The sequence below is a fragment of the Guyparkeria sp. SCN-R1 genome, from assembly GCF_003932495.1.
Classification (GTDB): Bacteria; Pseudomonadota; Gammaproteobacteria; order Halothiobacillales; family Halothiobacillaceae; genus Guyparkeria.
The window spans coordinates 1-21748 of sequence record NZ_QZMT01000003.1 but is presented as its reverse complement, the minus strand read 5'-3'; the positions used below and the strand labels follow the sequence as shown (position 1 = coordinate 21748).

Sequence of the window (21748 nt, the reverse complement as noted above, 5' to 3'; positions counted from 1 at the left end):
TGCTTAGACGTCGCGCAGCAACTCGTTGATGCCGACCTTGGAACGGGTCTTCTCGTCGACCTTCTTGACGATCACCGCGCAGTACAGGCTGTACTTGCCGTCCTTGGACGGCAGGTTTCCGGAGACGACCACCGAGCCGGCCGGCACACGGCCGAAGTGGATCTCGCCGGTCTCGCGGTCGTAGATCTTGGTCGACTGGCCGATGTAGACGCCCATCGAGATCACCGAGCCTTCCTCGACGATCACGCCCTCGACCACCTCGGAACGCGCGCCGATGAAGCAGTTGTCCTCGATGATGGTCGGGGCCGCCTGCAGCGGCTCGAGCACGCCGCCGATACCGACACCACCGGAAAGATGCACGTTCTTGCCGATCTGGGCGCAGGAGCCGACCGTCGCCCAGGTGTCGACCATGGTGCCCTCGTCGACGTAGGCGCCGATGTTGGTGTAGGAGGGCATCAGCACGGTGTTCTTGGCGATGAAGCTGCCTCGGCGGGCCACGGCGTTCGGCACGACGCGCATGCCGGCGGCCTCGAAGCGTGCCTGGTCCCAGCCGGCGAACTTGGTCGGTACCTTGTCGAAGTAGTTCACGTCGCCGCCGGAAACCACCTCGTTGTTGCGCAGGCGGAACGACAGCAGTACGGCCTTTTTCAGCCATTCGTTGACCTGCCAGTCACCGACGCCACGGCGCTCGGCGACGCGCAGCGAGCCATCGTCGAGACCGGCGAGCGCGGTTTCGACTGCCTCCACCACGTCGGCCGGGGCATTGCCCGGGTTGATCTCGGCGCGGCGCTCGAAGGCCGATTCGATCGTGTCGCGAATGGAAGAGATGTCCATCGGATGCTCCTGAAATGATTTGGAAAAACGAGCGGCCGACCTCTCTGGGTCGGCCGGGAAACGGGGTAATCAATTGGTGGTTATTGTAACAACAGATCGTTGATGGCGTTTGTCTCGCGGGGTGCGGGTTGTCCGTCGAAGCCCGTCAGGGTTTTCGCGCGCCGGTTTTGCGGGAGGGGGCCTTGATGAACCCGCCGGGCGCGCGAGTTGATCTTCTTGCTTGTCAAAGACCGCTTGACCACCAGCCCCTGTAGGTCGGATTTCAGTCCGACTTCGGCCATCGGTCGAGGAATTCACAGTTTTCTCGACCAGAACCTGGAGGATCGTTTCGCACGCCTCTCTCGCGCCGTGGCCACGACCGACCGCCCTGCCTGGCGCGCGAGCCCCTTTTCTTGCTTGCCCAAGAAAAGGGGCGAAAAGAAGGGCACCCCGGCGTCCTGGCCCTGCGGGCCTTCGAGCACGGACTTCGTCCGCGCTCGAAGCCTCGCGACCGGCGGCTGCCTTCGGGGCCGGCTCGACGTGACTTCCTGTCACGGCGAGCCTCGGAGCGACGTCCCTGTCGCTCCGACCCCGAGCCATCCACCAGCCGCGAGGCAGGACGCAAGGGGACCTTGTCCCCGACCATCAGGTGGTGTCACTGAAATCTCCAAGAGAGACGCTGCCCCGAGGTCGCGCCCTCGGCTTAATCGAAGGGGGCGGTTCCCCTTATGCCTTGCCTCGCGAACGCGGGATTGCAGGGTCTGGCCGGCATGGACGCCGGCCAGAGGTTCGCCGCGACACGACGTCGCGTCGAACCGACCCGTCCGCAATCCCGCGTTCGCGAGGCTGATCGTCGCGGATGCAATCCGCGGCGATCAGGCCCGAAGGGCCAAGGCATTGGGGTGTCTTCTTTTCGTCGATTTTCTTGGACAAGCAAGAAAATCGACTCGCACGCCATGCACGGCAGTGCATCCGTGCCGCGTGGGCTAGCCGGCGTGCGAAAACCCAGTGGCGGTTAGTCGCCGCCTCACAGTCACGCGAGTTTCGCGTCTCAGGAAAGCATCGCCCGAATCCGCTCCGCCGCCTCGACGCAGTCGTCCAGCTCGGCGACCAACGCCATCCGCACGAATCCCGCCCCGGGATTCACGCCGTTCGCCTCACGCGAGAGGAAACGGCCCGGCAGCACGGTGATGTTCTGCTCGGAAAACAGCCGACGCGCGAAGTCGCGTTCGTCGCCTTCCACCCCGGCCCAGAGGTAGAACCCGGCATCCGGCCGGCGCACGTCGATGCCGGCCACCGGCTCGAGGATCTCCAGCACCGCATCGAACTTCTCGCGGTAGAAGCCGCGATTGGCGCGCACGTGCTCCTCGTCGTTCCAGGCGGTGATTGATGCCAGTTGGGTCGGTAGCGGCAGGGCGCAGCCCTGGTAGGTGCGATAGCGCAGAAAGCGCTTCAAGAGGGTGCCGTCGCCGGCGACCAGCCCCGAGCGCAGGCCCGGCAGGTTGGAGCGCTTGGAAAGGCTGTGGAAGACGATCACGTTCTCGAACGGTGACTCGCCACCGACCTCGTTGGCGACTTCCAGCAGTCCGGTCGGTGGCCGCGCCTCGTCGAAATAGATCTCGGAATAGCACTCGTCGGCCGCGATGACCACCTCGTGCTGACGGGCCTTGGCGAGCAGGTTGCGGTAGCGCTCGGCATCGATCACCGCGCCGCTGGGGTTGCCCGGCGAGCAGACGTAGAGCAGTTGCGCGCGTTCCCAGATGGCCTCGGGGATGGCATCGAAGTCGGGCAGAAAGCCGTTTTCTTCCAGCGTCGGGTAGTAGTAGGGCTCGGCCCCGGCCAACAGGGCCGCCCCCTCGTAGATCTGGTAGAAGGGATTGGGCATCAGCACCACCGGCGGCTGGTTGCCGCTGTCGCGGTCGACCACCGCCTGGGCGATGGCGAACAGGGCCTCGCGGGTGCCGGCGACCGGCAGCACGTTCGCCTCTGGGTCCAGTTGCCCCGGTGTGAGCGCAAAGCGTCGTGTCAGCCAGTCGGCCATCGCCTCGCGCAAGGACAGCTCGCCCTTGGTCGCCGGGTAACGGGCGATTTCCGGCAGGGCCTCACGCAGGGTATCGAGCACGATCGCCGGCGGGGCATGGCGCGGTTCGCCGATCGACAGAGGGATGTGCTTCCGGTCGGCTGGCGGCTCGGCGCCAGCCTTGAGTTCGGCGAGCTTCTCGAAGGGGTAGGGATGCAGTCGGTCGAGATTGGGATTCATGCCGGGAGCCGTTCGGTTGGGTGGTGACGGGGCGGGATGCGACCGGGCATTATAGGTGCCCGATCCAGTCGCTGCGAGTTGCGGCGAGAACCGAACCGGGAGCCAGTCATGCCTGATGCCGACAACCGACTCGATCCGTCGCCCGAGGCCCATGGAGTCGACCACGTGAGCCTGCTGGTGAGCAATGCTCGACGGGCGCGCGATTTCTACGTGGAGGTGCTGGGGTTGGCGGAGTTGCCGCGTCCCGATCTCGGTTTCCCGGGCGCGTGGCTGTCGCTGGGCGGCGGACAGGCCTTGCACCTGCTCGAGTTGCCCAACCCCGACGGGGTCGACGGTCGACCGGAACACGGCGGGCGCGACCGACATTTCGCGTTGCGAGTCGAGGCGACTGCACCTTTCGCCGGGCGTTTGGAGGCCAAGGGGCTTGCCTTCACGCGCTCGCGATCCGGTCGGGACGCGCTGTTCTTCCGTGATCCGGACGGCAATGCGGTGGAGTTGGTCGGGACGAAAGGCTTCGCGTAACGCGCCTTTTCCGTCGTGTTCACCCGGGGTTTACTCGGATGAACGCGCCTGTTGCCGTATCCGTTCCACCAGATCGGCCAGGGAGTCGTCGCTCGGGCGCTCCCGGCCGAGAAACCAGGATTGCAGGTCCTGGTCGGCCGCCGTCAGCAGGCGGTCGAGGGTGTCGAGCTCGTCTGGCGCCAGTACGGGCAATTGCCGCTCGGCGAACGGGCCGAGCAGCAGGTCGAGCTCTCGCAGGCCCCGCCGGCAGCGCCAGCGCAGGCGGGCGCGCCGTTCGTCTTCAAACATGTCGACCCAGCATGCGTCGACGGATGCGTCCGATCGCCTCGGTGGGGTTCAGCCCCTTCGGGCAGACATCGCTGCAGTTCATGATGGTGTGGCAGCGGAACAGCTTGTAGGCATCGTCGAGCTGTTCGAGGCGTGCCTCGGTGGCGGTGTCGCGGCTGTCCTCGATGAATCGGGCGGCCTGCAGTAGTGCGGCCGGGCCGAGAAAACGCTCCGGATTCCACCAGTAGGACGGACAAGCGGCCGAGCAACAGCCGCAGAGGATGCATTCGGTCAGGCCATCGAGACGCTCGCGCTCTTCGGGCGTCTGGGCCTGCTCTCGGTCCGGCGGCGGGGCGTCCGGTTGCAGCCAGGGTTCGACCCGCTGGTACTGGTGGTGGAAGTTGTCCATGTCGACGATCAGGTCGCGGATCACCGGCATCCCTGGCAGCGGGCGGATCTCCACCGGGTCGGTCAGCGTGCCCAGTCGGGTGATGCAGGCCAGCCCGTTGCGCCCGTTGATGTTCATCGCATCCGACCCGCAGACGCCCTCGCCACAGGAACGACGGAAACCGAGCGTCTCGTCGATCTCGCGCAGGCTTAACAGCGCGTCGAGCAGCATGTCGTCGGGAGACAGGTCGTCGAGGACGTATTCCTGCTGGCGGGGTGCCTCGTCGCTTTCCGGATCGTAGCGGTAGATGGAAAAGCGCATCCGCCCGTCGCGCGGGCCGGGAGGTCGCATGAAGCGGACCGGCAGCCATTCGCTCATCAGTAGACCCTCGGTTTGGGCGGGAATGCATCCACCGTCAGCGGGGTGGTCCGCACGGGCTTGTAACGCATGCCGGTCTCGAGCGAGAACAGGCTGTGCACCAGCCAGTGCTCGTCGTCGCGCTCGGGGTGGTCGATGCGGGAATGCGCGCCGCGGCTTTCGGTTCGGGCGGCCGCCGCGGTGATCGCTGCCAGCGCCACGTCGGCGAGATTGACCAGTTCCAGCGCCTCGATCCTCGCGGTGTTGAACACGCGCCCGTGGTCGCCGATCGCCAGCCGTCGGCTGCGGGCATGCAGCTGGCGGATGCGCTCGAGCCCCTCGTCCAGCTGGTCCTGGCGGCGGAATACGCCGGCATAGTCTTCCATGGTCTGCTGGAGCTCGCGGCGCAGGGCGGCGACCGCCTCGCCGGTCTCCCGCGTCTCGATGGCATCGGCCAGGGCTTGTGCGCGGGCGGGGGCCTGTTCCGGCAGGGGGCGGTGATAGCGGTGCGCGGCGAGGTGCTCGAGCATGTGCCGGGCCGCCGCCCGGCCGAAGACCACGATGTCGAGCAGGGAGTTGCCGCCCAGCCGGTTGGCGCCGTGCACGGAGACGCAGGCGCATTCGCCCGCGGCATACAGGCCCTCGACGGGCTGGTCCTTGCCATCCTCGCCCGGGCGGACCACCTGCCCGTGGCGGTTGGTGGGGATGCCGCCCATGGTGTAGTGCGCGGTGGGGAACACCGGGATGGGGTCGTCGACCGGATCGATGTTGACGAAGGTCTTGGCGGTTTCGCGGATCGCCGGCAGGCGTTCGCTGATGACGGCCTCGCCGAGATGATCGAGCTTGAGCAGGACGTGGTCGCCGTTCGGGCCGCAGCCGCGCCCCTCGCGGATCTCGGTGACGATCGCGCGGCTGACCACGTCGCGGCTGGCCAGATCCTTCGCGTGGGGGGCGTAGCGTTCCATGAAGCGCTCCCCCTCGGCATTGACCAGGTAGCCACCCTCGCCGCGCACGCCCTCGGTGATCAGCATGCCCTTGCCGGCGATGCCAGTGGGGTGGAACTGGACGAATTCCATGTCTTGGAGCGGGATGCCGGCGCGCAGTGCCATGGCCATGCCGTCACCGGTGTTGATCAGCGCGTTGGTGTTGGTGCGGTAAATCTGGGCCGCCCCGCCGGTGGCGAGCAGGGTGGTGCGCGCCTCGATGGTGGTCGTCTCGCCGCTGGCAATGTCGAGGACTTGTGCCCCAAGGACCGCGCCGGCGTCATCAACGAGCAGGTCGAGCGCGAAATGCTCGTCGAAGAAGTGCGTGCCAGCGGCGAGATTCTGCTGGTAGAGCGAATGCAGGATCGCGTGCCCGGTGCGGTCGGCGGCGGCGCAGGTGCGTGCGGCCTGTTCGCCGCCGAAGTCCTGGCTTTGCCCGCCGAAGGCGCGTTGGTAGATCCGCCCGTCGGGCAGGCGCGAGAACGGCACGCCGAAGTGTTCCAGCTCGCGGACCGCCTTGGGCGCGGCGCGACACATGTACTCGATCGCGTCCTGGTCGCCGAGGTAGTCGCTGCCCTTGACCGTGTCGAACATGTGCCAGTGCCAGTTGTCCGGCAGGGCGTTGGCCAGCGAGGCGTTGACGCCGCCCTGTGCGGCGACGGTGTGTGACCGGGTGGGGAAGACCTTGGAGACCACCGCCACGCTCGCCTCGCCCCGGGCCAGTTGCAGCGCCGCGCGCAGTCCACCGCCCCCGGCCCCGATCACCAGTGCATCGACCTGTCGCTTCACATCACCTCCAGCAGTATCGCGCCGAACCAGATTCCCGACCCGAGCAGCCAGCCGGCCAGTATGGTCAGCATGACGACGCGCAGGCCGAGCGGATGGACATAGTCGAGCAGCACGTCGCGTCCGCCCACCCAGGCGTGCAGCAGCAGCGCCAGCGCGGCCAGCCAGAGCGTCACGGCATTGAGCGGCGCGGCCAGCCAGTCGCTCCACGCCGCATGCGAAAAGGACTCGGCCATCGCCAGGCGGACCAGTGCGTAGACGGTGAATCCGGCGAGATAGAGCGCGGACAGACGCTGGATCAGCCAGGCGGACAGCCCGCTCATGCCCATAGTCCCCACCAGAGGCCCAGACCGGCGATCACGGCCAACCCCATGACCAGCAGCGCGCTGCGGCGGGCGGTCACGCGGTTGATGCCGATGTCGATATCCAGCAGCAGGTAGCGGATGCCGGCGAACAGGTGGTGGGCTAGTGCGAGGGCGAGCAGCAGGCCCGCCAGTCGCGCCGGGATCCCCGTCAGCACCTCGCCGGCCCGGGCGAATCCCGCCGGGCCCGACAGGCTGATGGCAAACAGCCAGGTGGCCGGGAGGATCGCGAGGATCATCAGCACGCCGGTCAGCCGGTGGGCGATCGAGGCGATCGCCTGCGGAGGGAAACGTATCCGGCGCAGGTCGAGAAAGACCGGGCGTTTTTGATCAGTGTTCGGATCCCTGGGCGGCATGGCGCGGTTTGCCTTTCCTTGTCCGTGTGCGTTGGCCTACTGGCTACTATAGGCGCTTGATCGCCGGATGCCCTAGCCCGGAAGTTTCAGGAAATACCCGGGCTAGAACGGCGGTTCGCAGTGGTAGCCGACCTTGGGGGCGTCGGGGTGTTCCGGGTCGGGGAAGACCAGCCGGGCGGCGTGCAGCATCAGCCGCGCGTGGCGGTTGGCCTCGGGGTGATAGAGCGAGTCGCCCTGGATGGGGCGCCCCTGGGCCAGCAGGTGCACGCGCAGCTGGTGCGAGCGTCCGGTGATCGGCTCGAGAATGATCCGAATGCCGTCTTCCACCGGTTCGGCCAAGCGGTAGCGGGTCTGTGACGGCCGCCCGCTCTGCGGGTCGATGCGGTAGCGCGGCCGGCGCTCGTGGTCCTTGCCGATCGGCAGGTCGATCAGGCCCTCGACCGGCTCCAGCGGGGCGTCGATCAATGCCTCGTAGGTCTTGTCCACGTCGCGCGCGGCGAAGGCCTTGGAGAGGAAGGAGTGGGCGCGGGCATTGCGTGCCAGCACCAGCAGGCCCGAGGTGTCCCAGTCGAGCCGGTGGACGATACGCGCCTCGGGAAACTCGGTCTGCACCCGCGTGATCAGGCAATCCTGCTTGTCCGGGCCGATGCCGGGGACCGACAGCATCCGCTCGGGCTTGGCCACCACCAGGAAATCGCGGCGCTCGTCGATCAGCGCCCAGTCCCCTGGCGGCTGGTTGGCGGGCAGGTTGTGGTCGATCGGGCTCATGTGCCTTTCTCGGCGGCGCTGCCCTTGGCGGCGTGGATCAGGGCGTCGGCAATTGCCTGCTGGTGCTCGCGGTCGTTGATCGGGTGGCCATACTGGTCGACCACGAAGAAGGCATCCTCGGCGCGTTCGCCCAGGGTGGCGATGCGCGCGTGCAGCAGGATGGCGCCCATGCGCCACAGGGTGTCGGAGAGATCGGCCAGCAGGCCCGGCCGGTCCTTGGTGAGGACCTGGATCATGGTGCGTGCCCGGGCGACGTCGGCAATGAATTCCACCTCGGTGTCCACGTCCAGGCTGGAGAGCTGGGCCGGGGTGCGCCGGCGGGTGATCGACAGGGCGCGCTCCGGGCGGTGGATCACGCCTTCCAGCCGCTCGTGCAGTGCCTCGATCGCGCCGGGATCGCTGACGGCGTGCCCCTGGCGATCGAGCACGAAAAATTCCAGCAGAATCAGCTCCGACTCGGGCAAGGGTTCGCGGTTGCCTTCGTCGTCCACGGCGTTGAGCCCGCTTTCGACCACCAGCGGGCGCGGGATCACGGTGATGTTGGCCGACTGGACGTTCAGGCCCTCCCGGTCGATGCCGGCAACCACGTGGGCGAACAGTGCCGGGTGGTTCTGGGCCAGGATCAGGATCTGGGTTGCCTGGTGCTGCGGGTCGTCGTTGATGGTCAGGGCGGGCAGGTCGGCATCGACCGCCACCCGCGAGTGGCGCAGGATGTTGTCGATCTCGTTTCTGAGGAAGTACTCCTCCGGCATGCCCGACAGCCAGGCGGCCAGCTTGGCGGCATCCATGCCTTCGCTCGAACCCTGGCGATTGGCGTCGCGGCGTGTCTCGCGCACGATCTGTGCCGACGAGCGCACCCCCTCGGCAAAGTGCTGGTGGGTGAGCTCGAACAGGCGCCGCAGCAGGGTGTCGCGCCAGGAGTTCCACAACTGCGGGTTGGTGGCGCGGATGTCGGCCACCGTCAGCAGGTAGAGGTAGTCGAGTTGTTCGGCGCTGCCGACCTGTTCGGCGAAGCGCCGGATGACCTCCGGGTCCTCGATGTCCTGGCGCTGGGCGGTGAACGAGAGCAGCAGGTGCTGCTCGACCAGCCAGCCGACCAGATCGATATCCTCGCGCGCCAGGCCATGCGCCCGGGCGAAATCCCGGGCATCGAACGCGCCCAGCTCGGCGTGATCGCCACCGCGGCCCTTGGCGATGTCATGGAACAGCCCGGCCAGGTACAGGACTTCCGGACGGGGAATACGCTTGAAGGCGTCCGAGGCGATTGGGTTCTCGTCGCGGTACTTGGGCAGTGCGGGACGGCGCAGGTTGCGGATCACCAGCAAGGTGTGGGTGTCGACCGTGTAGGCGTGGAACAGGTCGAACTGCATCAGCCCGACGATCGGGCCGAAGTTGGGGATGTAGGCGGCGAGCACGCCGGTGAGGTTCATGTTGCGCAGCGCGAGGTAGACGCCGCGCTCGGCGCGCAACAGGCGCATGAACAGCTGTTTCGCGTGTCGGTTGGCGCGAAAACCGGCGTCGATCACCGACAGGTTGGCGCGCAGCTGTCGGGCGGTGGCGGCCGTCATGCCCTCGAGCTCGGGATGCTCGGCGAGCAGCAGGAACAGCTCGAGGATGGCGGTGGGCGAGCGCATGAAGACCTGCGCGTCACGGGTCTCGATCAACCGGCCGCGACGGACGAAGCGCGGGTTGAGCCGCTGGATCGGCTCGAGGATTTCCGGGTGCAGGCGTTCACGCCAGCGCTGGATCAGTAGCTGGTTGAGGCGTTCGACCTCGATGGTGGCGCGAAAGAAGTGCTGCATGAAGCGCTCGACCGCGAGGTTGCCGTCCTGGAGCCCCTCGTAGCCGAACGCGCCGGCCAGCGTTTTCTGGTGCATCAGCAACAGGCGCTCTTCGGCCCGTTCGGCCAGGCCGTGCAGGCCGATGCGGATGCGAAACAGCAGCGATTCGGCATGTAGCAGCGCCCGGTATTCGTCATCGCGCAGCAGTTCGGCCCGGTGCATCGCCGCGAGACTGGGGGCGCCGTCGATGCGATTGGCCAGCCAGCGGATGGTGTGCAGGTCGCGCAGGCCGCCCGGGCCTTCCTTGATGTGTGGCTCGATCTTGGTGCCGACATTGTCGTGCGACTCGTAGCGCGCCTGTTGCTCGTCGATCTTGGCGGCGAAGAACCAGGCCGGATCGAAGGCCGCATCGTCGCGAATGGCGGCATCCAGGCGCGTGAGCAGCTCTTCGTCGCCGGCGATCAGCCGCATCTCGATCAGGCTGGTGTAGACCGTGGGGTCGGTGGCCGCCTCGAGGCATTCCTCGACGCTGCGCACGGCGTAGCCGATCGACAGGCCGGTGTCCCAGAGGGTGTAGAGGAACGCCTGCACCGCCTCGTCATGGGCGTGATCGGCGGTGAGCACCATGATGTCGATGTCCGAGTGGACGAACATCTCGCCGCGGCCGTAGCCGCCGACCGCGACCAGGGCGCAGGGCGTGTCGGCAAGCTTGTCCTGCCACAGGGCCCGCAGGGCGCTGTCGACGCGCGCGGTAACCTCCTGGATGAAGCCGCGGGCGCTGGCCTCGTCGGTCAGCGCCTCGGCCCAGTGGTCGTTCAGTGTCTCGAGCTGGCGCGCCAGCGGCCGGTCGGCCGGGAAGGTGCTCTGGTCGCCGAATCGACCGTTGGGGGCCGGTTGCCCTGTTGATTGCATGGAGTTAGGCGGGCGGCAGGCTGAGGATGTCGAACCCGTCCTTGGTCACGGCGACCGTGTGCTCCCACTGCGCCGACAGCGAGTGGTCTTTCGTGACCACCGTCCAGCCGTCGCCCAGCAGCTTGATCTCCTTCTTGCCGGCGTTGATCATCGGCTCGATGGTGAAGACCATGCCTTCCTTGAGGCGTACGCCCTCGCCCGGATTGCCGTAGTGGACCACCTGCGGGTCTTCGTGGAAGTTTCGCCCGATGCCGTGGCCGCAGTACTCGCGCACCACGGAAAACCCGCTCGCCTCGGCATGGGTCTGGATGGCATGGCCGATGTCGCCGAGGGTGGCGTCGGGACGGACCGTCTCGATGCCCTTCATCATCGCCTCATGGGTGACATCGATCAGCCGCTGGGCACGCACCGAGGGCTTGCCGACGGTGTACATCGCCGAGGTGTCGCCGTACCAGCCGTCCTTGATCACGGTGACGTCGATATTGAGGATGTCGCCGTCGCGCAGGGTCTTGTCGCCGGGAATGCCGTGGCAGACCTGGTGATTGAGCGAGGTGCAGATCGAGGCGGGGAAACCGTGGTAGCCGAGCGTCGCCGGCGTGCCGCCCTGAACCTCGGTGATGTGACGGTGGGCGATCTCGTTGAGCTCGCCGGTGGTCACGCCAGCCTTCACGTGCTCGCGCAGGAGCACCAGTATCTCGGCGGCCAGCTGGCTGGCGATGCGGATATTCTCGATTTCCTCGGGAGTCTTGATGGAGATGTTCATGACCTGGAAACGGGCTCCCCTGATTGTGTCTGCCACGACGCGAGACGCGCGCAAAGACCGTCAGTGTAACGAAAAACGCCCCGGCTCGCGGGGCGTCGGGGCGCGCGGGTCGATGACCCTCAAGCCGACTCGAGCAGCCGGTCGAGGGTGCGTTCGACCCGGTCGACGTCGAACACGCCGATCTTCTGGAACTCGATGCGAGCCTGGGCATCGAGAATGAAGGTCGTCGGCGTGACGCGCACCGGCCCGAATACTTCGGCGCCGCGGCCGTCCTTGTCCTGCCAGATGGTGTAGGTCATGTCGCGCTCCTCGACCATCTTGTTGATCTGATCGAGCGGGTCGTAGCTCATTGCCAGCCCCACCACGTTCACGCCGCGGTCGGCGTACTTGTCGTGCAGTTCCTGGATGTGCGGGATTTCCTTGACGCAGCCGGGGCAGGTGGTCGCCCAGAAGGTGATCAAGGTGGGCTTGCCCTTGATCGCCGCCAGCTCCACCGGCTTGCCGTCGCGATCCTGCACGGTCACGCCCTCCAGCGGCAGGCCGCTGTCGGACAGGCAGCCGCCCAGCCCCAGGGTGAGCAGCGCCCCCGCGCCGCCCAGCAGCAAGCGGCGGCGTGAGCTGTCGTGGTGCGGATCCGCGGCGGTATTCGTCCGGCGGGAAATATCGTTACGTCGCGTCATGTCGAACCCTCATTGGGAAGCTCAGGTCGAATAGGAATGCGGTCCGGCAAGCCGGAACGGCATTCCTGTTGGATCAACGCGTCCTTGGGCAAAAGCGACCGGTGCGTGGCAAGCAAAATGGACCGGCGGCAGACGGCAAAGTTTCCGCCTGACACCCGCCGGCGTCAACGTTCGACGATCGCCTGTTCCAGCATGGCGGCGGTCATCACGCCCAGGGTCCGGGCCTGCGGCGAGCCGAGCATGCGTCGCGCGACCAGCACGCCGACGTCTTCCTCGCGCATCACCCGTTGAGCCTGGGTCAGGGTGTAGCCGACCTCGACGTCGGCGGCCTGGTAAAAGCCGCTGATCTCCGCCGGGTCGAGGAGGACGTCCTCGCGCACCTGGTTGGCCAGCGCGTCCATGTCGATGCCTGTGCCCGCGTCGTCGCCTGCCTCCGGTGTATCGGAGCTCTCGCCCCCAGCGCCGCCTTCGCCCGTGCTCGCGGGGGTGTGGGTGGTCTCGTCTGCCCCGACGTGCTGGCTTTCCGTCGATGTCTGGCTGGCTTGCGTCTCGGCGTCGGCCTCTCGTGCAGCCTGCTCCGCGCGAGCCTGGGCATCGAACAGCGCCTGGTTGAAGACCTGGTCGAAGGCCGCCCGGGCCGGGGCATAGCGGATCACGCCCATTGCCTGGCGATTCTCGTCGCGGATGACCAGCCACGCCGGTTTCTCCTCGAGCGCCTGTTCGAAGCGGGCGAGATTGCAGGGGCAGTTTACCTCGGCGACACGGCGCTCGATGATGCTTGACACGCCGATGTTGTCGCCGTTGAACCACAGCGACGGTCCCGGCATCTGCTGGTCGTTGGCGCGCAGGATCGCGTCGTAGAGACCGGACTTGCCGAATACCATGCGGCTGACCAGTCCCGAGACGACGATGGTGATCATGGCGGGCAGGATTGCGCCGGTGTCACTGGTCAGCTCCAGCACCGCGGCCAGGGCGGCCAGTGGCGCCTGGAGTGTGGCGCCCATCATGGCGCCCATGCCCAGCACCGTGTAGAAGGCGACGTCGTTGAGCGGGATCTGGTCGAGGCGGTAGAGCAGGCTGCCGAGCGTACCGCCGACCACCGCGCCGATCATCAGCACCGGCGCGATGGTGCCGATCGGCAGACCGAGGCCCACGGTGACGCTGGCCAACAGCCACTTGGCCACGGCGATGATCAGCAGGGCGCCCAGGGTCAGTTCGGCGGCGGCGACCAGGTCCGTGGTGTCGTGGCCGATGCCGAGGATTTCCGGCACCCAGAAACCGATGATGCCGGTTGCCACCCCAGCGGCGGTAAAGCGCCCCCAGACCGGCCAGTTCCAGCTGCGGGCGATGGTGCCCTCGACGATCTGGATGTAGCCGGCGGCCATCGCGCCGATGATCAGCCCCAGCGCCAGCAGCGTAGGCACCTCCCAGAACGACATCTGATGGTGGATCTCGATGGTGAACAGGGTTTCCGGCCCGAAGACGGTCGTGGCCAGCAGCGCACCCATCGAGGAGGCGAGGATGACCGGCAGGAAGCTCGCCAGCGTGTACTGCTTGATCACCACCTCGAGGGCGAAGATCACGCCGGCCAATGGCGTGTTGAAGGCCGCGGAGATCGCCGCGGCCACCCCGCAGCCGGACAGGGTGCGCACGCTGTTGTTTGGCAGGCCAAGGCTATGACCCAACAGGCTGCCCGAGAAAGCGCCCAGGTGGATGCCGGGGCCTTCCCGCCCGCCGGTCAGTCCGATCAGCAGACCCCACACGCCGGCAACGAACTGCACCACGGCGTTCTGCCAGGGCATGTCGGCGCCGAAGCGGTGAAACCGGATGATGACGTGGCCGACGCCGACGTTGCGCATGCCGAACGGCAGCAGGTGGAAGGCAAGCCCGAGGACCAAGGCGCCCAGTATCGGCAGCAACAGACGCCATTCGGCGGGCAGGGATTCGTAGCGTTCCGCGCCCGGCAGTCCCAGGCCGTAGACCTGCAGTCCCTCGAGCGCCAGCCGGAAGGCGACCACGAGCAGGGCGGCGAGCAGCCCGGCGATCAGGCCGAGCAGCGTGACCTGCAGCAGGGCATCCGGCTGTGCCAGGCGCAGCCGCAGACGCTCGATGAACCGGTTCAGCGGGCGGCCGAACCAGTCCTGGATGCGGGCGAGCAAAGCGGTCACGGGCCGGGCCTCCCGGGGGAAGATGAGGTCGGTGGTCGGTCGGACGAACGGATGGTCCGCCGCGTGGTGGCTGCTAATATGCCACGATTGCCGACCCGATTCGAACGCCCGTTGCCCGACAGGCGGGGGCAGGATCGGACGTAGCCAAGCACGAGGAGTCGAGCGAAGACATGAAGAAGATCGGAATCGTCGGAGGCACCGGGTATACCGGTGTCGAGCTGATGCGCCTGCTGGCCCACCACCCGGAGGTCGAGGTGGTGGCGATGACGTCCCGCGGCGAGGCCGGTCGGCGCGTGGACGACCTGTATCCCAGCCTGCGCGGGCATACCGACCTGGTTTTCAGCGAGCCGGGGGAGGCTGATCTGGCGGGCTGTGATCTCGTGTTCTTTGCAACGCCCAACGGCATCGCGATGCAGGAGGCGCCGGCGTTGCTCGAGCAGGGCGTCCGGGTGGTCGATCTGGCCGCCGATTACCGCATCAAGGATCTCGATGTCTGGTCGCAGTGGTATGGCATGACGCATGCCTCGCCGCAATGGGTCGATCAGGCCGTCTATGGCCTCCCCGAGCTCTACCGGGACGAGATCCGCGGCGCGCAGCTGGTCGCGAACCCCGGTTGCCATGTCACCGCGACCACGCTGGCCGTGCTGCCGCTGATGGGGCTGGATTGGATCGACCACGGCCAGATCGTGGCGGACACCAAGTCGGGCGCCAGCGGTGCCGGTCGTTCGGCCGCCGTCCACACCCTGATGGCCGAGGCCGGCGAGAGCGTGCGCACCTACGCGGCGGCCGGCCACCGCCACCAGCCGGAGATTCGCCAGACCTTGACCACCATCGCCGAGCGCGAGATCGGCCTGACCTTCGTGCCGCACCTGGTGCCGATGGTCCGGGGGATCGAGTCGACCGTCTACCTGCCGCTCGCCGGCGAACCGGTCGAGAACGTGCAGCGGCTCTACGAGCGCTACTACGCCGAGGAGCCGTTCGTCGACGTCATGCCGCCGAACAGCCACCCGGAAACCCGCAGTGTGCGCGGCAACAACATCTGCCGCATGGCCGTGCACCGGCCGCTCGATGGGCCGATGCTGGTTGTCTCCAGCGTGATCGACAACCTGGTCAAGGGCGCGGCCGGGCAGGCGGTGCAGAACATGAACCTGATGCTGGGATGTGACGAGTCGGCGGGCCTCGAGCTGGTCGCGCTTTCGCCCTAGGGAACCTCTGCACGATTCGATGGAGCTCTGGCTGGCGGGTTTGTTCCCAATCAAGGCGCCATGCCGAAGGCGGGCTCATTGCCCGGCGAGGGGCGTCAACGCCGAGTGCGGGCAAACCTGCCAGCCCCCATTCGGGCGGGCCGCCAAGGACCCATTTGCGGCGTCGCGAAGTCCGTCCCTGGACCTCGCCCTTCGGGCCGGCTTGCGCCGGCCGGATCGGCGTCGTGCCGATCCGGTTCAGTCCTTGTGAAGGACCTCGCCATTCACCGCGGACTACGCCTTGCAACTGGGCCCTTGGCGGTCCCGCAGAGGCACTATCGAATCGTGCAGAGATTCCCCAGTGCCAGCTCGCGTGCATTCGCCAATGGTCTGATAGACTGTGAGTTTGCCGCTCGGCAAAGAGATTTTCCGCCGAGCGGACGCGCAATCGATTGAGGTGAACGCGATGGTTGACGCAACCGACACCATGGTGGCCGAGCCGGCTACCGAGACCACGCCGCTGGTCTTTACCGAGAATGCGGCGAACAAGGTCCAGTCACTGATCGAGGAAGAGGGTAACCCGGAGCTCAAGCTGCGCGTGTTCATCACGGGTGGTGGTTGCTCCGGCTTCCAGTACGGCTTCATGTTCGAGGAAGAGGTCCAGCCGGACGACACGGCGGTGGAGCGCTCGGGAGTGACCCTTTTGGTCGATCCGATGAGCATCCAGTACCTCGAGGGCGCCGAGATCGATTACAAGGAAGATGTCTCCGGCGCGCAGTTCGTGATCCGCAACCCCAATGCCGCGACCACCTGCGGCTGCGGTTCCTCGTTCTCGATCTGACTGGTTAGTAATGGGTCATGACGCGGGCAATGCCCGCGTCTCGCGTTTGTCAGGGTTATTACAAGGCGTTGTCGATGGATTTCGTACCGGGTTTGCAGGGTGTGCCGGCGGCGCAGTCTGCCATTTCGTATCTGGATGGTCAGGCCGGGCTCCTGACCTACCGTGGTTATCGCATCGTGGATCTGGCCCGCCAGAGCACGTTCGAGGAAACCGCGTGGGTGCTGATCCACGGGGATCTGCCCACGGCGCTCGAGCTCGCGGAGTTCGATGCCGACCTGCGTCGCAATCGCCGCGTGAAATACAACGTGCGCGACATCATGAAGTTCCTGCCCATCGACGGGCATCCCATGGAGGCGCTGCAGACGTGCGTGGCCAGTCTCGGCATGTTCTACCCGGGGCAGGAGCGCATGACCGCCAACGGCGTGAACGCCGACAGCGAATTTGTCGAGCAGATGATCGTCAAGATCCTCTCGAGCATGTCCACGCTGGTGGCCATGTGGGAGCACATCCGCAAGGGCGACGACCCGGTCGCGCCGCGCGCCGATCTCTCCTACGCGGAGAACTTCCTGTACATGATGACCGAGCGCGAGCCCGACCCGATCGAGGCACGCATCATGGACGCCTGCCTGATCCTGCATGCCGAGCACACGCTCAATGCCTCGACCTTCGCCTCGCTGGTCTGTGGCTCGACGCTCGCGCCGCCGAATCTGGTGGTCGCCTCGGCCATCGGCACGCTGGCCGGCCCGCTGCATGGCGGCGCCAACCAGCGCGTACTGGCGATGCTCGACGAGATCGGCTCGGTGGAGAACGTCACGCCCTGGCTGGAGCAGAAGCTGGCCAACAAGGAGGTGATCTGGGGCTTCGGTCACCGCGAGTACAAGGTCAAGGACCCGCGCGCCGACATCCTGCAGGGGCTGCTCGAGCAGTTGCGCGAGCATCGTGGTGGCCAGCTTTCTCCACTCTACGAGATCGCCCGCGAGCTCGAGACCCAGGCGGCCGAGCACCTGGCCGGCAAGGGCGTCTACCCGAACGTCGATTTCTATTCCGGGCTGCTCTACGCCGAGCTCGGCATCCCGCGTGACCAGTTCACGCCGATCTTCGCCATCTCGCGCACGGCCGGTTGGCTGGCGCACTGGAAGGAGCAGATCGCGAACAACCGCATCTATCGCCCCACCCAGGTATACGTCGGCGAAAGCCCGCGCGACTATCGCCCGATCGGCGCCCGCTGATCGATCTCTTTTGAGGGTCCGGCCGACTCAGGCCGGGTAGATGCCTCCCAGCAGGCGAGGCCCGGCCGCGCCCGTCACGCTGGGGGCGTTGCCGGGTTGTCCGCTGAGCAGTTGGCGGGCCAACCACGCAAACGCAGCCCCTTCGACGCATTCCGGCGCCAGGCCAAGAGCCGCGCTACTTTCCACCGGCGCGGCCAGCCGTTCGCCTAGGCGCTCGACCAGCCGCCCGTTGTAGGCCCCGCCGCCGCACAGCGTGATCGGCATGCCCGCTTGTTCGACCTGCCAAGGCGACAGGGCCCGGGCAATGCTCTCGACCGTCAGTTCAAGCAGGGTGGCCTGGACGTCCTCGGCCGGGAGCGTAACGATCCACTTTCCGCCCAATCGTTCCAGCCAGTCGAGGTTGAAGTGTTCCGGTCCGGTGGATTTGGGGGCGGGGGCGGCAAAGAACGATTCGCTCAGCAGGCGCTCGAGCAGCGCGGGGTGTGCCGTCCCGCTAGCCGCCCATTGGCCGTCCCGGTCGAATGGAGCCTGCCGATGGCGGCTGTGCCATGCATCCATCAGGGTGTTGGCCGGGCCGGTGTCCAGGCCGATGGGTTCCCGGCCGGGGCGCAGGATCGAGGCATTGGCGATTCCGCCGAGGTTGATCACGATCCGCCCCTCGGGACCGGGCGGGAACAGGGCGGCATGGGCCGGGGGTGCCAGCGGGGCGCCCTGACCGCCGGCGGCCATGTCGCGGCGACGGAAGTCGGCAGCCACGGTAATCCCGGTCAGCTCGGCGATGCGGCTCGGGTCACCCAGTTGCAGGGTGAATGCCGCTTCCCGCCAGTCCGGGCGATGACGCACGGTCTGGCCATGCGAGCCGATTGCCCGCACGGCACTGGCCGGCAGCCCTGCCTGCTTCAGGAGCTGGGCGACGCCCGCGGCAGTGGTCTCGGCAAGCCGGCGATCGGCCATGCCGAACAGGTCGATGGCGTCGATTGCCGGGACAGGTGGGGTATGGATTGCCTCGCCATCGATGCCGCGGGCCAGTCGCGTCAACTGGGCGGTCAGAGTCGCGTCCAGCGGCTCCTGGTGGTGGGCAATCAGGCGGGGTTGCGAGCCGGAGAAATCGCAGAGGCACAGGTCGAGCGCGTCGATGCTGGTGCCCGTCATCGCCCCAATGAAGAGTTCGGAGTTGTCTTCGGGGCGTTTGCGGTTCGGGTCAGTCCTCACGTGATTCGCGGGAGACACGCTCGTTGCTGGCGAGGTGAACCGGCTGCTCGCCTTCAACGTCGACCTCGATGCGGGCCAGTTCCTCGAGCGAACCGCGTGTCCGGGCGATGAAATCCTTGCGGTCCTCTGAGGCGATCGGGTTCGCTTCCGGCAGATCGACCTTGAGCGGATCGAGCGCCTTGCCGTGGACCTTGAATTCGTAGTGCAGGTGCGGGCCAGTGGCGGCGCCGGTCATGCCCACAAAGCCGATGGTGGTGCCCTTGTCGATGCTCGCGCCGCGCTTGAGGTTGCCCTTGAAGCCGGACAGGTGCGCGTAGAGGGTCTCGTGCTTGGCGTCGTGCCGCACCTGGACCACCTTGCCGTAACCATGCTTCCAGCCGACGAAGGTCACACGGCCGGAGGCGGCCGACTTGACCGGCGTGCCGGTCGGGGCGGCGAGGTCGACGCCGTTGTGCGGGCGGACGGTGTTGTGAATCGGGTGCAGCCGCTTGGGGTTGAAGTTCGAGCTGATGCGGGAGAACTCCACCGGGTAGCGCAGGAAACCGCGCTCGAGGCTGCTGCCATCGGGCTCGTAGTATCCGCTCGTGCCGTTGGGTGAGGTGTAACGCACGGCCTGTACCCGCTCGCCACGATTGACGAACTCGGCGGCCACGATATGACCGGTCCCGAGACGCTCACCGTCGCGCTCGCGCACCTCGTAGATCAGCCGGAACTGGTCGCCATCCCGCACGTCGCGAAGGAAATCCACCTTCCACCCGAAGACCTCGGCCAGTTGCATGATCTGCATCGGGGGGACGCCCGTGGCGATCGCGGACTGGTAGAGCGAGCCCTTGATCGTCCCGCCGGCCGAGACCAGCCGGGTCTCGCTGGGCAGGTCGGTAATTTCGGCCACCAGCTGGTCGCCGTCACTGCGGAAGATGGAAAGCTCGCTCTCGCTGCTGAAGTCGTATTTGAGTCCGGCGAACTGTTCGGCGTCGTCCGTCATCAGTACGAGCTTGTCGCCCGGTCGAATGCGCTCCAGGCGACGGGCCTCATCGCCCAGATCGAGCACCTTTAGCACGTCGCTGTAGCCGAGGCCGGCTTTTTCGAAGATCGTCGACAGGGTGTCCCCCGAATCCACCGTGATGGTGGTTTCCTCTAGCGAGGGTGACGCGCTCTCCGTCTCGCCTTCCACCGGGTCAAGATCCTCCGCGCTGCCGACCGCAGCCCGATTGGCCTCAGGCGCCTCGATGGCCTTCAGGGCCTCTTCCTGGCCGGGGATATGGAAGTTGGGGCGGCTACCCAGGCTGACGGATCGGGCAAAGGCCGTTGACTGCTTGCCCGAAGTGGGCGTGTCGATCGAGACGGATTCCGATCCTGCCTCGCGTGCCGTTTCATTCGGGGACTCGATGGCTTCCAGCGTCAGTGGGATTTCGTTGCCGTCACTTGGCTTCGAGGCAGTGGCTGCGCCGTCTTGTGCGCCTTCGCCGGGCAAAAACTGCCAGACGACGCTGCCGAGCGCGAACACGCCGAGACCAACCAGGAGGGTGCGCCGTATCAGTCGAGATGGCCTGCGTTTGGGCTTGAATAGAGGGCGCTGTTGCATCGATATAAAAACCTGGCAGAAATATATGGTGTAAAACCGGTAACATAACCGCCTTTCTGCAGCCATTCAACGTAATTCTTGGAAGGGTGAACCGTGTCTCAGGAGCAAGCGCAGATGCTGGCGGAGTTGTGTCGGGGGGCCGACGAGGTGCTGGTCCGCGAGGAACTGGTGGATCGGCTGGCCGAAGGGCGACCGCTGCGGATCAAGGCGGGCTTCGATCCGACCGCGCCGGATCTTCACCTCGGACACACGGTGTTGATCAACAAGCTACGCCAGTTCCAGGAGCGTGGGCACGAGGTCATCTTCCTGATCGGGGATTTCACCGGCATGATCGGTGACCCGACCGGCAAGAACGCCACCCGCCCGACCCTGACGCCGGAGGCGGTGCGCGAGAACGCCCGCACCTACGAGCGCCAGATCTTCCGCATCCTCGATCCGGAAAAGACTCGTATCGTCTTCAATTCGGAGTGGATGGGGCAGAAGAGCGCCGCCGACCTGATCCAGCTGGCCAGTCGCTACACGGTGGCGCGCATGCTGGAGCGCGACGATTTCTCCAAGCGCTACCGTGAGAACCGTTCGATTGCCGTCCATGAGTTCCTGTATCCGCTGGTTCAGGGCTATGACTCCGTGGAGCTGCAGGCGGATGTCGAGTTGGGTGGCACCGATCAGAAGTTCAACCTGCTGGTTGGGCGCGAGTTGCAGAAGCAGTACGGCCAGAAGCCCCAGGTGGTCATGACCGTGCCGATCCTCGAGGGGCTCGACGGCGTTAACAAGATGTCGAAGTCGCTCAACAACTATATCGGTATCGAGGAGCCCGCCGACGAGCAGTTCGGCAAGCTGATGTCGATTTCCGACGACCTGATGTGGCGCTACTTCGAGCTCCTCTCGTTCCGCCCCCTTGAAGATATCGCGCGCCTGCGCGAGGAGATCGATGGCGGGCGCAATCCGCGCGACATCAAGTTCGAGCTTGCCGTCGAGCTCGTGGATCGCTTCCACGGCAAGGGCGCCGGCGAAAAGGCTCGCGAGGCGTTCATTGCCCGTTTTCAGAAAAAGCAGCTGCCGGACGACATGCCCGAGGTGCGCCTCGATGAAGGGGTGGCGATCGTCGAGGCGCTCAACCGTGCCGGGTTGATCCAGTCCAACTCCGAGGGCTTTCGTCACATCAAGGCCGGTGCGGTGAAGCTTGGCGGCGAGCCGGTGACGGATCGGGCGCTGGTTCTGCCCGCGGGTGAGTCGATTATTCAGGTGGGCAAACGGCGTCTGGCAAAAATCATCGTCGGAGGGGGTTGACGCCCCCGGCAAAGCGCGTAAGATGCGCTCCTCCTTACGGGGCACAGGCCATGCCAACGCCCCGTAAGACAGCCCCGAAAAGATGATTGAAAAAACACTTGACGGGCGCTGCAGCGAGCGTAAAATCCTCGCTCCTCTCGACGGAAACGCCGCTGAGAGGGTCGCCAAAAAGACCTCTACGAGGGGTTGACAGGCGACACGAGGGGCGTAAGATACGCGCTCTTCTCGGCGACGAGCCGAC

The 21748-nt window shown here is 66.5% G+C and carries 19 protein-coding genes; 5 read left to right on the top strand and 14 right to left on the bottom strand.

Annotated features, from left to right (window positions below; genetic code table 11):
• Positions 1 to 3 precede the first annotated feature (3 nt).
• Positions 4 to 828, bottom strand: coding sequence for a 2,3,4,5-tetrahydropyridine-2,6-dicarboxylate N-succinyltransferase (dapD, locus tag D5687_RS02315; RefSeq protein ID WP_192894149.1), 825 nt, complete (start codon positions 826 to 828; stop codon positions 4 to 6).
• Between the two features lie 1036 nt (positions 829 to 1864).
• Positions 1865 to 3073: a succinyldiaminopimelate transaminase gene (gene dapC / locus D5687_RS02310; protein ID WP_125198154.1), complete on the bottom strand. Its 1209-nt coding sequence runs from the start codon at positions 3071 to 3073 to the stop codon at positions 1865 to 1867.
• Positions 3074 to 3181: 108 nt separating this feature from the next.
• On the opposite strand from dapC, the gene D5687_RS02305 reads away from it, so the two are divergent.
• Positions 3182 to 3595, top strand: a complete 414-nt coding sequence (locus D5687_RS02305) for a VOC family protein (RefSeq protein WP_125198153.1) — start codon at positions 3182 to 3184, stop codon at positions 3593 to 3595.
• A gap of 30 nt (positions 3596 to 3625) precedes the next feature.
• Here the strand turns inward: D5687_RS02305 and D5687_RS02300 are convergent, their stop codons facing one another.
• The 10 genes from D5687_RS02300 to D5687_RS02255 all read right to left on the bottom strand — a co-directional run bounded on the left by D5687_RS02300 (position 3626) and on the right by D5687_RS02255 (position 14166).
• Complete coding sequence (locus D5687_RS02300) at positions 3626 to 3883, bottom strand: succinate dehydrogenase assembly factor 2 (protein WP_125198152.1); 258 nt, start codon at positions 3881 to 3883, stop codon at positions 3626 to 3628.
• Complete coding sequence (locus D5687_RS02295) at positions 3876 to 4571, bottom strand: succinate dehydrogenase iron-sulfur subunit (protein ID WP_125198264.1); 696 nt, start codon at positions 4569 to 4571, stop codon at positions 3876 to 3878. The genes D5687_RS02300 and D5687_RS02295 overlap by 8 nt, the downstream gene beginning before the upstream one ends.
• 56 nt (positions 4572 to 4627) lie before the next feature.
• Positions 4628 to 6379 (bottom strand): succinate dehydrogenase flavoprotein subunit, encoded by a 1752-nt coding sequence (gene sdhA / locus D5687_RS02290; protein ID WP_125198151.1) that lies wholly within the window; start codon positions 6377 to 6379, stop codon positions 4628 to 4630.
• Positions 6376 to 6699, bottom strand: coding sequence for a succinate dehydrogenase, hydrophobic membrane anchor protein (gene sdhD / locus D5687_RS02285; protein ID WP_125198150.1), 324 nt, complete (start codon positions 6697 to 6699; stop codon positions 6376 to 6378). The genes sdhA and sdhD overlap by 4 nt, the downstream gene beginning before the upstream one ends.
• Positions 6696 to 7094, bottom strand: coding sequence for a succinate dehydrogenase, cytochrome b556 subunit (gene sdhC / locus D5687_RS02280; protein ID WP_125198149.1), 399 nt, complete (start codon positions 7092 to 7094; stop codon positions 6696 to 6698). The genes sdhD and sdhC overlap by 4 nt, the downstream gene beginning before the upstream one ends.
• A 102-nt stretch (positions 7095 to 7196) precedes the next feature.
• The gene (locus tag D5687_RS02275) at positions 7197 to 7862 is read right to left on the bottom strand and encodes an RluA family pseudouridine synthase (RefSeq protein WP_125198148.1); all 666 of its coding nucleotides are present in this window, start codon (positions 7860 to 7862) and stop codon (positions 7197 to 7199) included.
• The gene (gene glnD / locus D5687_RS02270; protein ID WP_125198147.1) at positions 7859 to 10555 is read right to left on the bottom strand and encodes a [protein-PII] uridylyltransferase; all 2697 of its coding nucleotides are present in this window, start codon (positions 10553 to 10555) and stop codon (positions 7859 to 7861) included. Before glnD ends, D5687_RS02275 begins: the two co-directional genes overlap by 4 nt.
• Before the next feature lie 4 nt (positions 10556 to 10559).
• On the bottom strand, positions 10560 to 11318 hold the full coding sequence (gene map / locus D5687_RS02265; RefSeq protein WP_125198146.1) for a type I methionyl aminopeptidase: 759 nt from the start codon (positions 11316 to 11318) through the stop codon (positions 10560 to 10562).
• 119 nt (positions 11319 to 11437) lie between these two features.
• Positions 11438 to 11998 (bottom strand): peroxiredoxin, encoded by a 561-nt coding sequence (locus tag D5687_RS02260; RefSeq protein WP_125198145.1) that lies wholly within the window; start codon positions 11996 to 11998, stop codon positions 11438 to 11440.
• A 164-nt stretch (positions 11999 to 12162) separates the two neighbouring features.
• Positions 12163 to 14166 carry a chloride channel protein gene (locus D5687_RS02255; RefSeq protein WP_125198144.1) on the bottom strand — a complete coding sequence of 668 codons (2004 nt, stop codon included), beginning with the start codon at positions 14164 to 14166 and terminating at the stop codon, positions 12163 to 12165.
• A 170-nt stretch (positions 14167 to 14336) separates the two neighbouring features.
• Here D5687_RS02255 and argC point away from each other — a divergent pair, with 170 nt between their 5' ends.
• From argC to D5687_RS02240, 3 genes are all read left to right on the top strand, one after another.
• Entirely contained in the window at positions 14337 to 15371 is a 1035-nt protein-coding gene (gene argC, locus D5687_RS02250) for an N-acetyl-gamma-glutamyl-phosphate reductase (RefSeq protein WP_125198143.1), read from the top strand.
• A gap of 466 nt (positions 15372 to 15837) precedes the next feature.
• A complete protein-coding gene (gene erpA / locus D5687_RS02245) occupies positions 15838 to 16191 on the top strand; it encodes an iron-sulfur cluster insertion protein ErpA (protein WP_125198263.1) in 354 nt (117 codons plus the stop codon).
• A 74-nt stretch (positions 16192 to 16265) separates the two neighbouring features.
• Positions 16266 to 17420, top strand: a complete 1155-nt coding sequence (locus D5687_RS02240; RefSeq protein WP_125198142.1) for a citrate synthase — start codon at positions 16266 to 16268, stop codon at positions 17418 to 17420.
• Between the two features lie 27 nt (positions 17421 to 17447).
• Here the strand turns inward: D5687_RS02240 and D5687_RS02235 are convergent, their stop codons facing one another.
• Positions 17448 to 18572, bottom strand: a complete 1125-nt coding sequence (locus tag D5687_RS02235) for an anhydro-N-acetylmuramic acid kinase (RefSeq protein ID WP_125198262.1) — start codon at positions 18570 to 18572, stop codon at positions 17448 to 17450.
• 49 nt (positions 18573 to 18621) lie between these two features.
• Entirely contained in the window at positions 18622 to 20217 is a 1596-nt protein-coding gene (locus D5687_RS02230; RefSeq protein ID WP_158611717.1) for a peptidoglycan DD-metalloendopeptidase family protein, read from the bottom strand.
• A 114-nt stretch (positions 20218 to 20331) separates the two neighbouring features.
• Here D5687_RS02230 and tyrS point away from each other — a divergent pair, with 114 nt between their 5' ends.
• On the top strand, positions 20332 to 21507 hold the full coding sequence (gene tyrS / locus D5687_RS02225) for a tyrosine--tRNA ligase (protein ID WP_125198261.1): 1176 nt from the start codon (positions 20332 to 20334) through the stop codon (positions 21505 to 21507).
• Positions 21508 to 21748: the final 241 nt, after the last annotated feature.

Bases quoted from the DNA above. Each gene is read 5' to 3' on its own strand.
- dapC (WP_125198154.1), bottom strand. From the start codon at position 3,073: ATGAATCCCAATCTCGACCGACTGCATCCCTACCCCTTCGAGAAGCTC.
- D5687_RS02305 (WP_125198153.1), top strand. From the start codon at position 3,182: ATGCCTGATGCCGACAACCGACTCGATCCGTCGCCCGAGGCCCATGGA.
- D5687_RS02300 (WP_125198152.1), bottom strand. From the start codon at position 3,883: ATGTTTGAAGACGAACGGCGCGCCCGCCTGCGCTGGCGCTGCCGGCGG.
- D5687_RS02295 (WP_125198264.1), bottom strand. From the start codon at position 4,571: ATGCGCTTTTCCATCTACCGCTACGATCCGGAAAGCGACGAGGCACCC.
- sdhD (WP_125198150.1), bottom strand. From the start codon at position 6,699: ATGAGCGGGCTGTCCGCCTGGCTGATCCAGCGTCTGTCCGCGCTCTAT.
- sdhC (WP_125198149.1), bottom strand. From the start codon at position 7,094: ATGCCGCCCAGGGATCCGAACACTGATCAAAAACGCCCGGTCTTTCTC.
- D5687_RS02275 (WP_125198148.1), bottom strand. From the start codon at position 7,862: ATGAGCCCGATCGACCACAACCTGCCCGCCAACCAGCCGCCAGGGGAC.
- glnD (WP_125198147.1), bottom strand. From the start codon at position 10,555: ATGCAATCAACAGGGCAACCGGCCCCCAACGGTCGATTCGGCGACCAG.
- map (WP_125198146.1), bottom strand. From the start codon at position 11,318: ATGAACATCTCCATCAAGACTCCCGAGGAAATCGAGAATATCCGCATC.
- D5687_RS02260 (WP_125198145.1), bottom strand. From the start codon at position 11,998: ATGACGCGACGTAACGATATTTCCCGCCGGACGAATACCGCCGCGGAT.
- argC (WP_125198143.1), top strand. From the start codon at position 14,337: ATGAAGAAGATCGGAATCGTCGGAGGCACCGGGTATACCGGTGTCGAG.
- erpA (WP_125198263.1), top strand. From the start codon at position 15,838: ATGGTGGCCGAGCCGGCTACCGAGACCACGCCGCTGGTCTTTACCGAG.
- D5687_RS02240 (WP_125198142.1), top strand. From the start codon at position 16,266: ATGGATTTCGTACCGGGTTTGCAGGGTGTGCCGGCGGCGCAGTCTGCC.
- D5687_RS02235 (WP_125198262.1), bottom strand. From the start codon at position 18,572: ATGACGGGCACCAGCATCGACGCGCTCGACCTGTGCCTCTGCGATTTC.
- D5687_RS02230 (WP_158611717.1), bottom strand. From the start codon at position 20,217: ATGCAACAGCGCCCTCTATTCAAGCCCAAACGCAGGCCATCTCGACTG.
- tyrS (WP_125198261.1), top strand. From the start codon at position 20,332: ATGCTGGCGGAGTTGTGTCGGGGGGCCGACGAGGTGCTGGTCCGCGAG.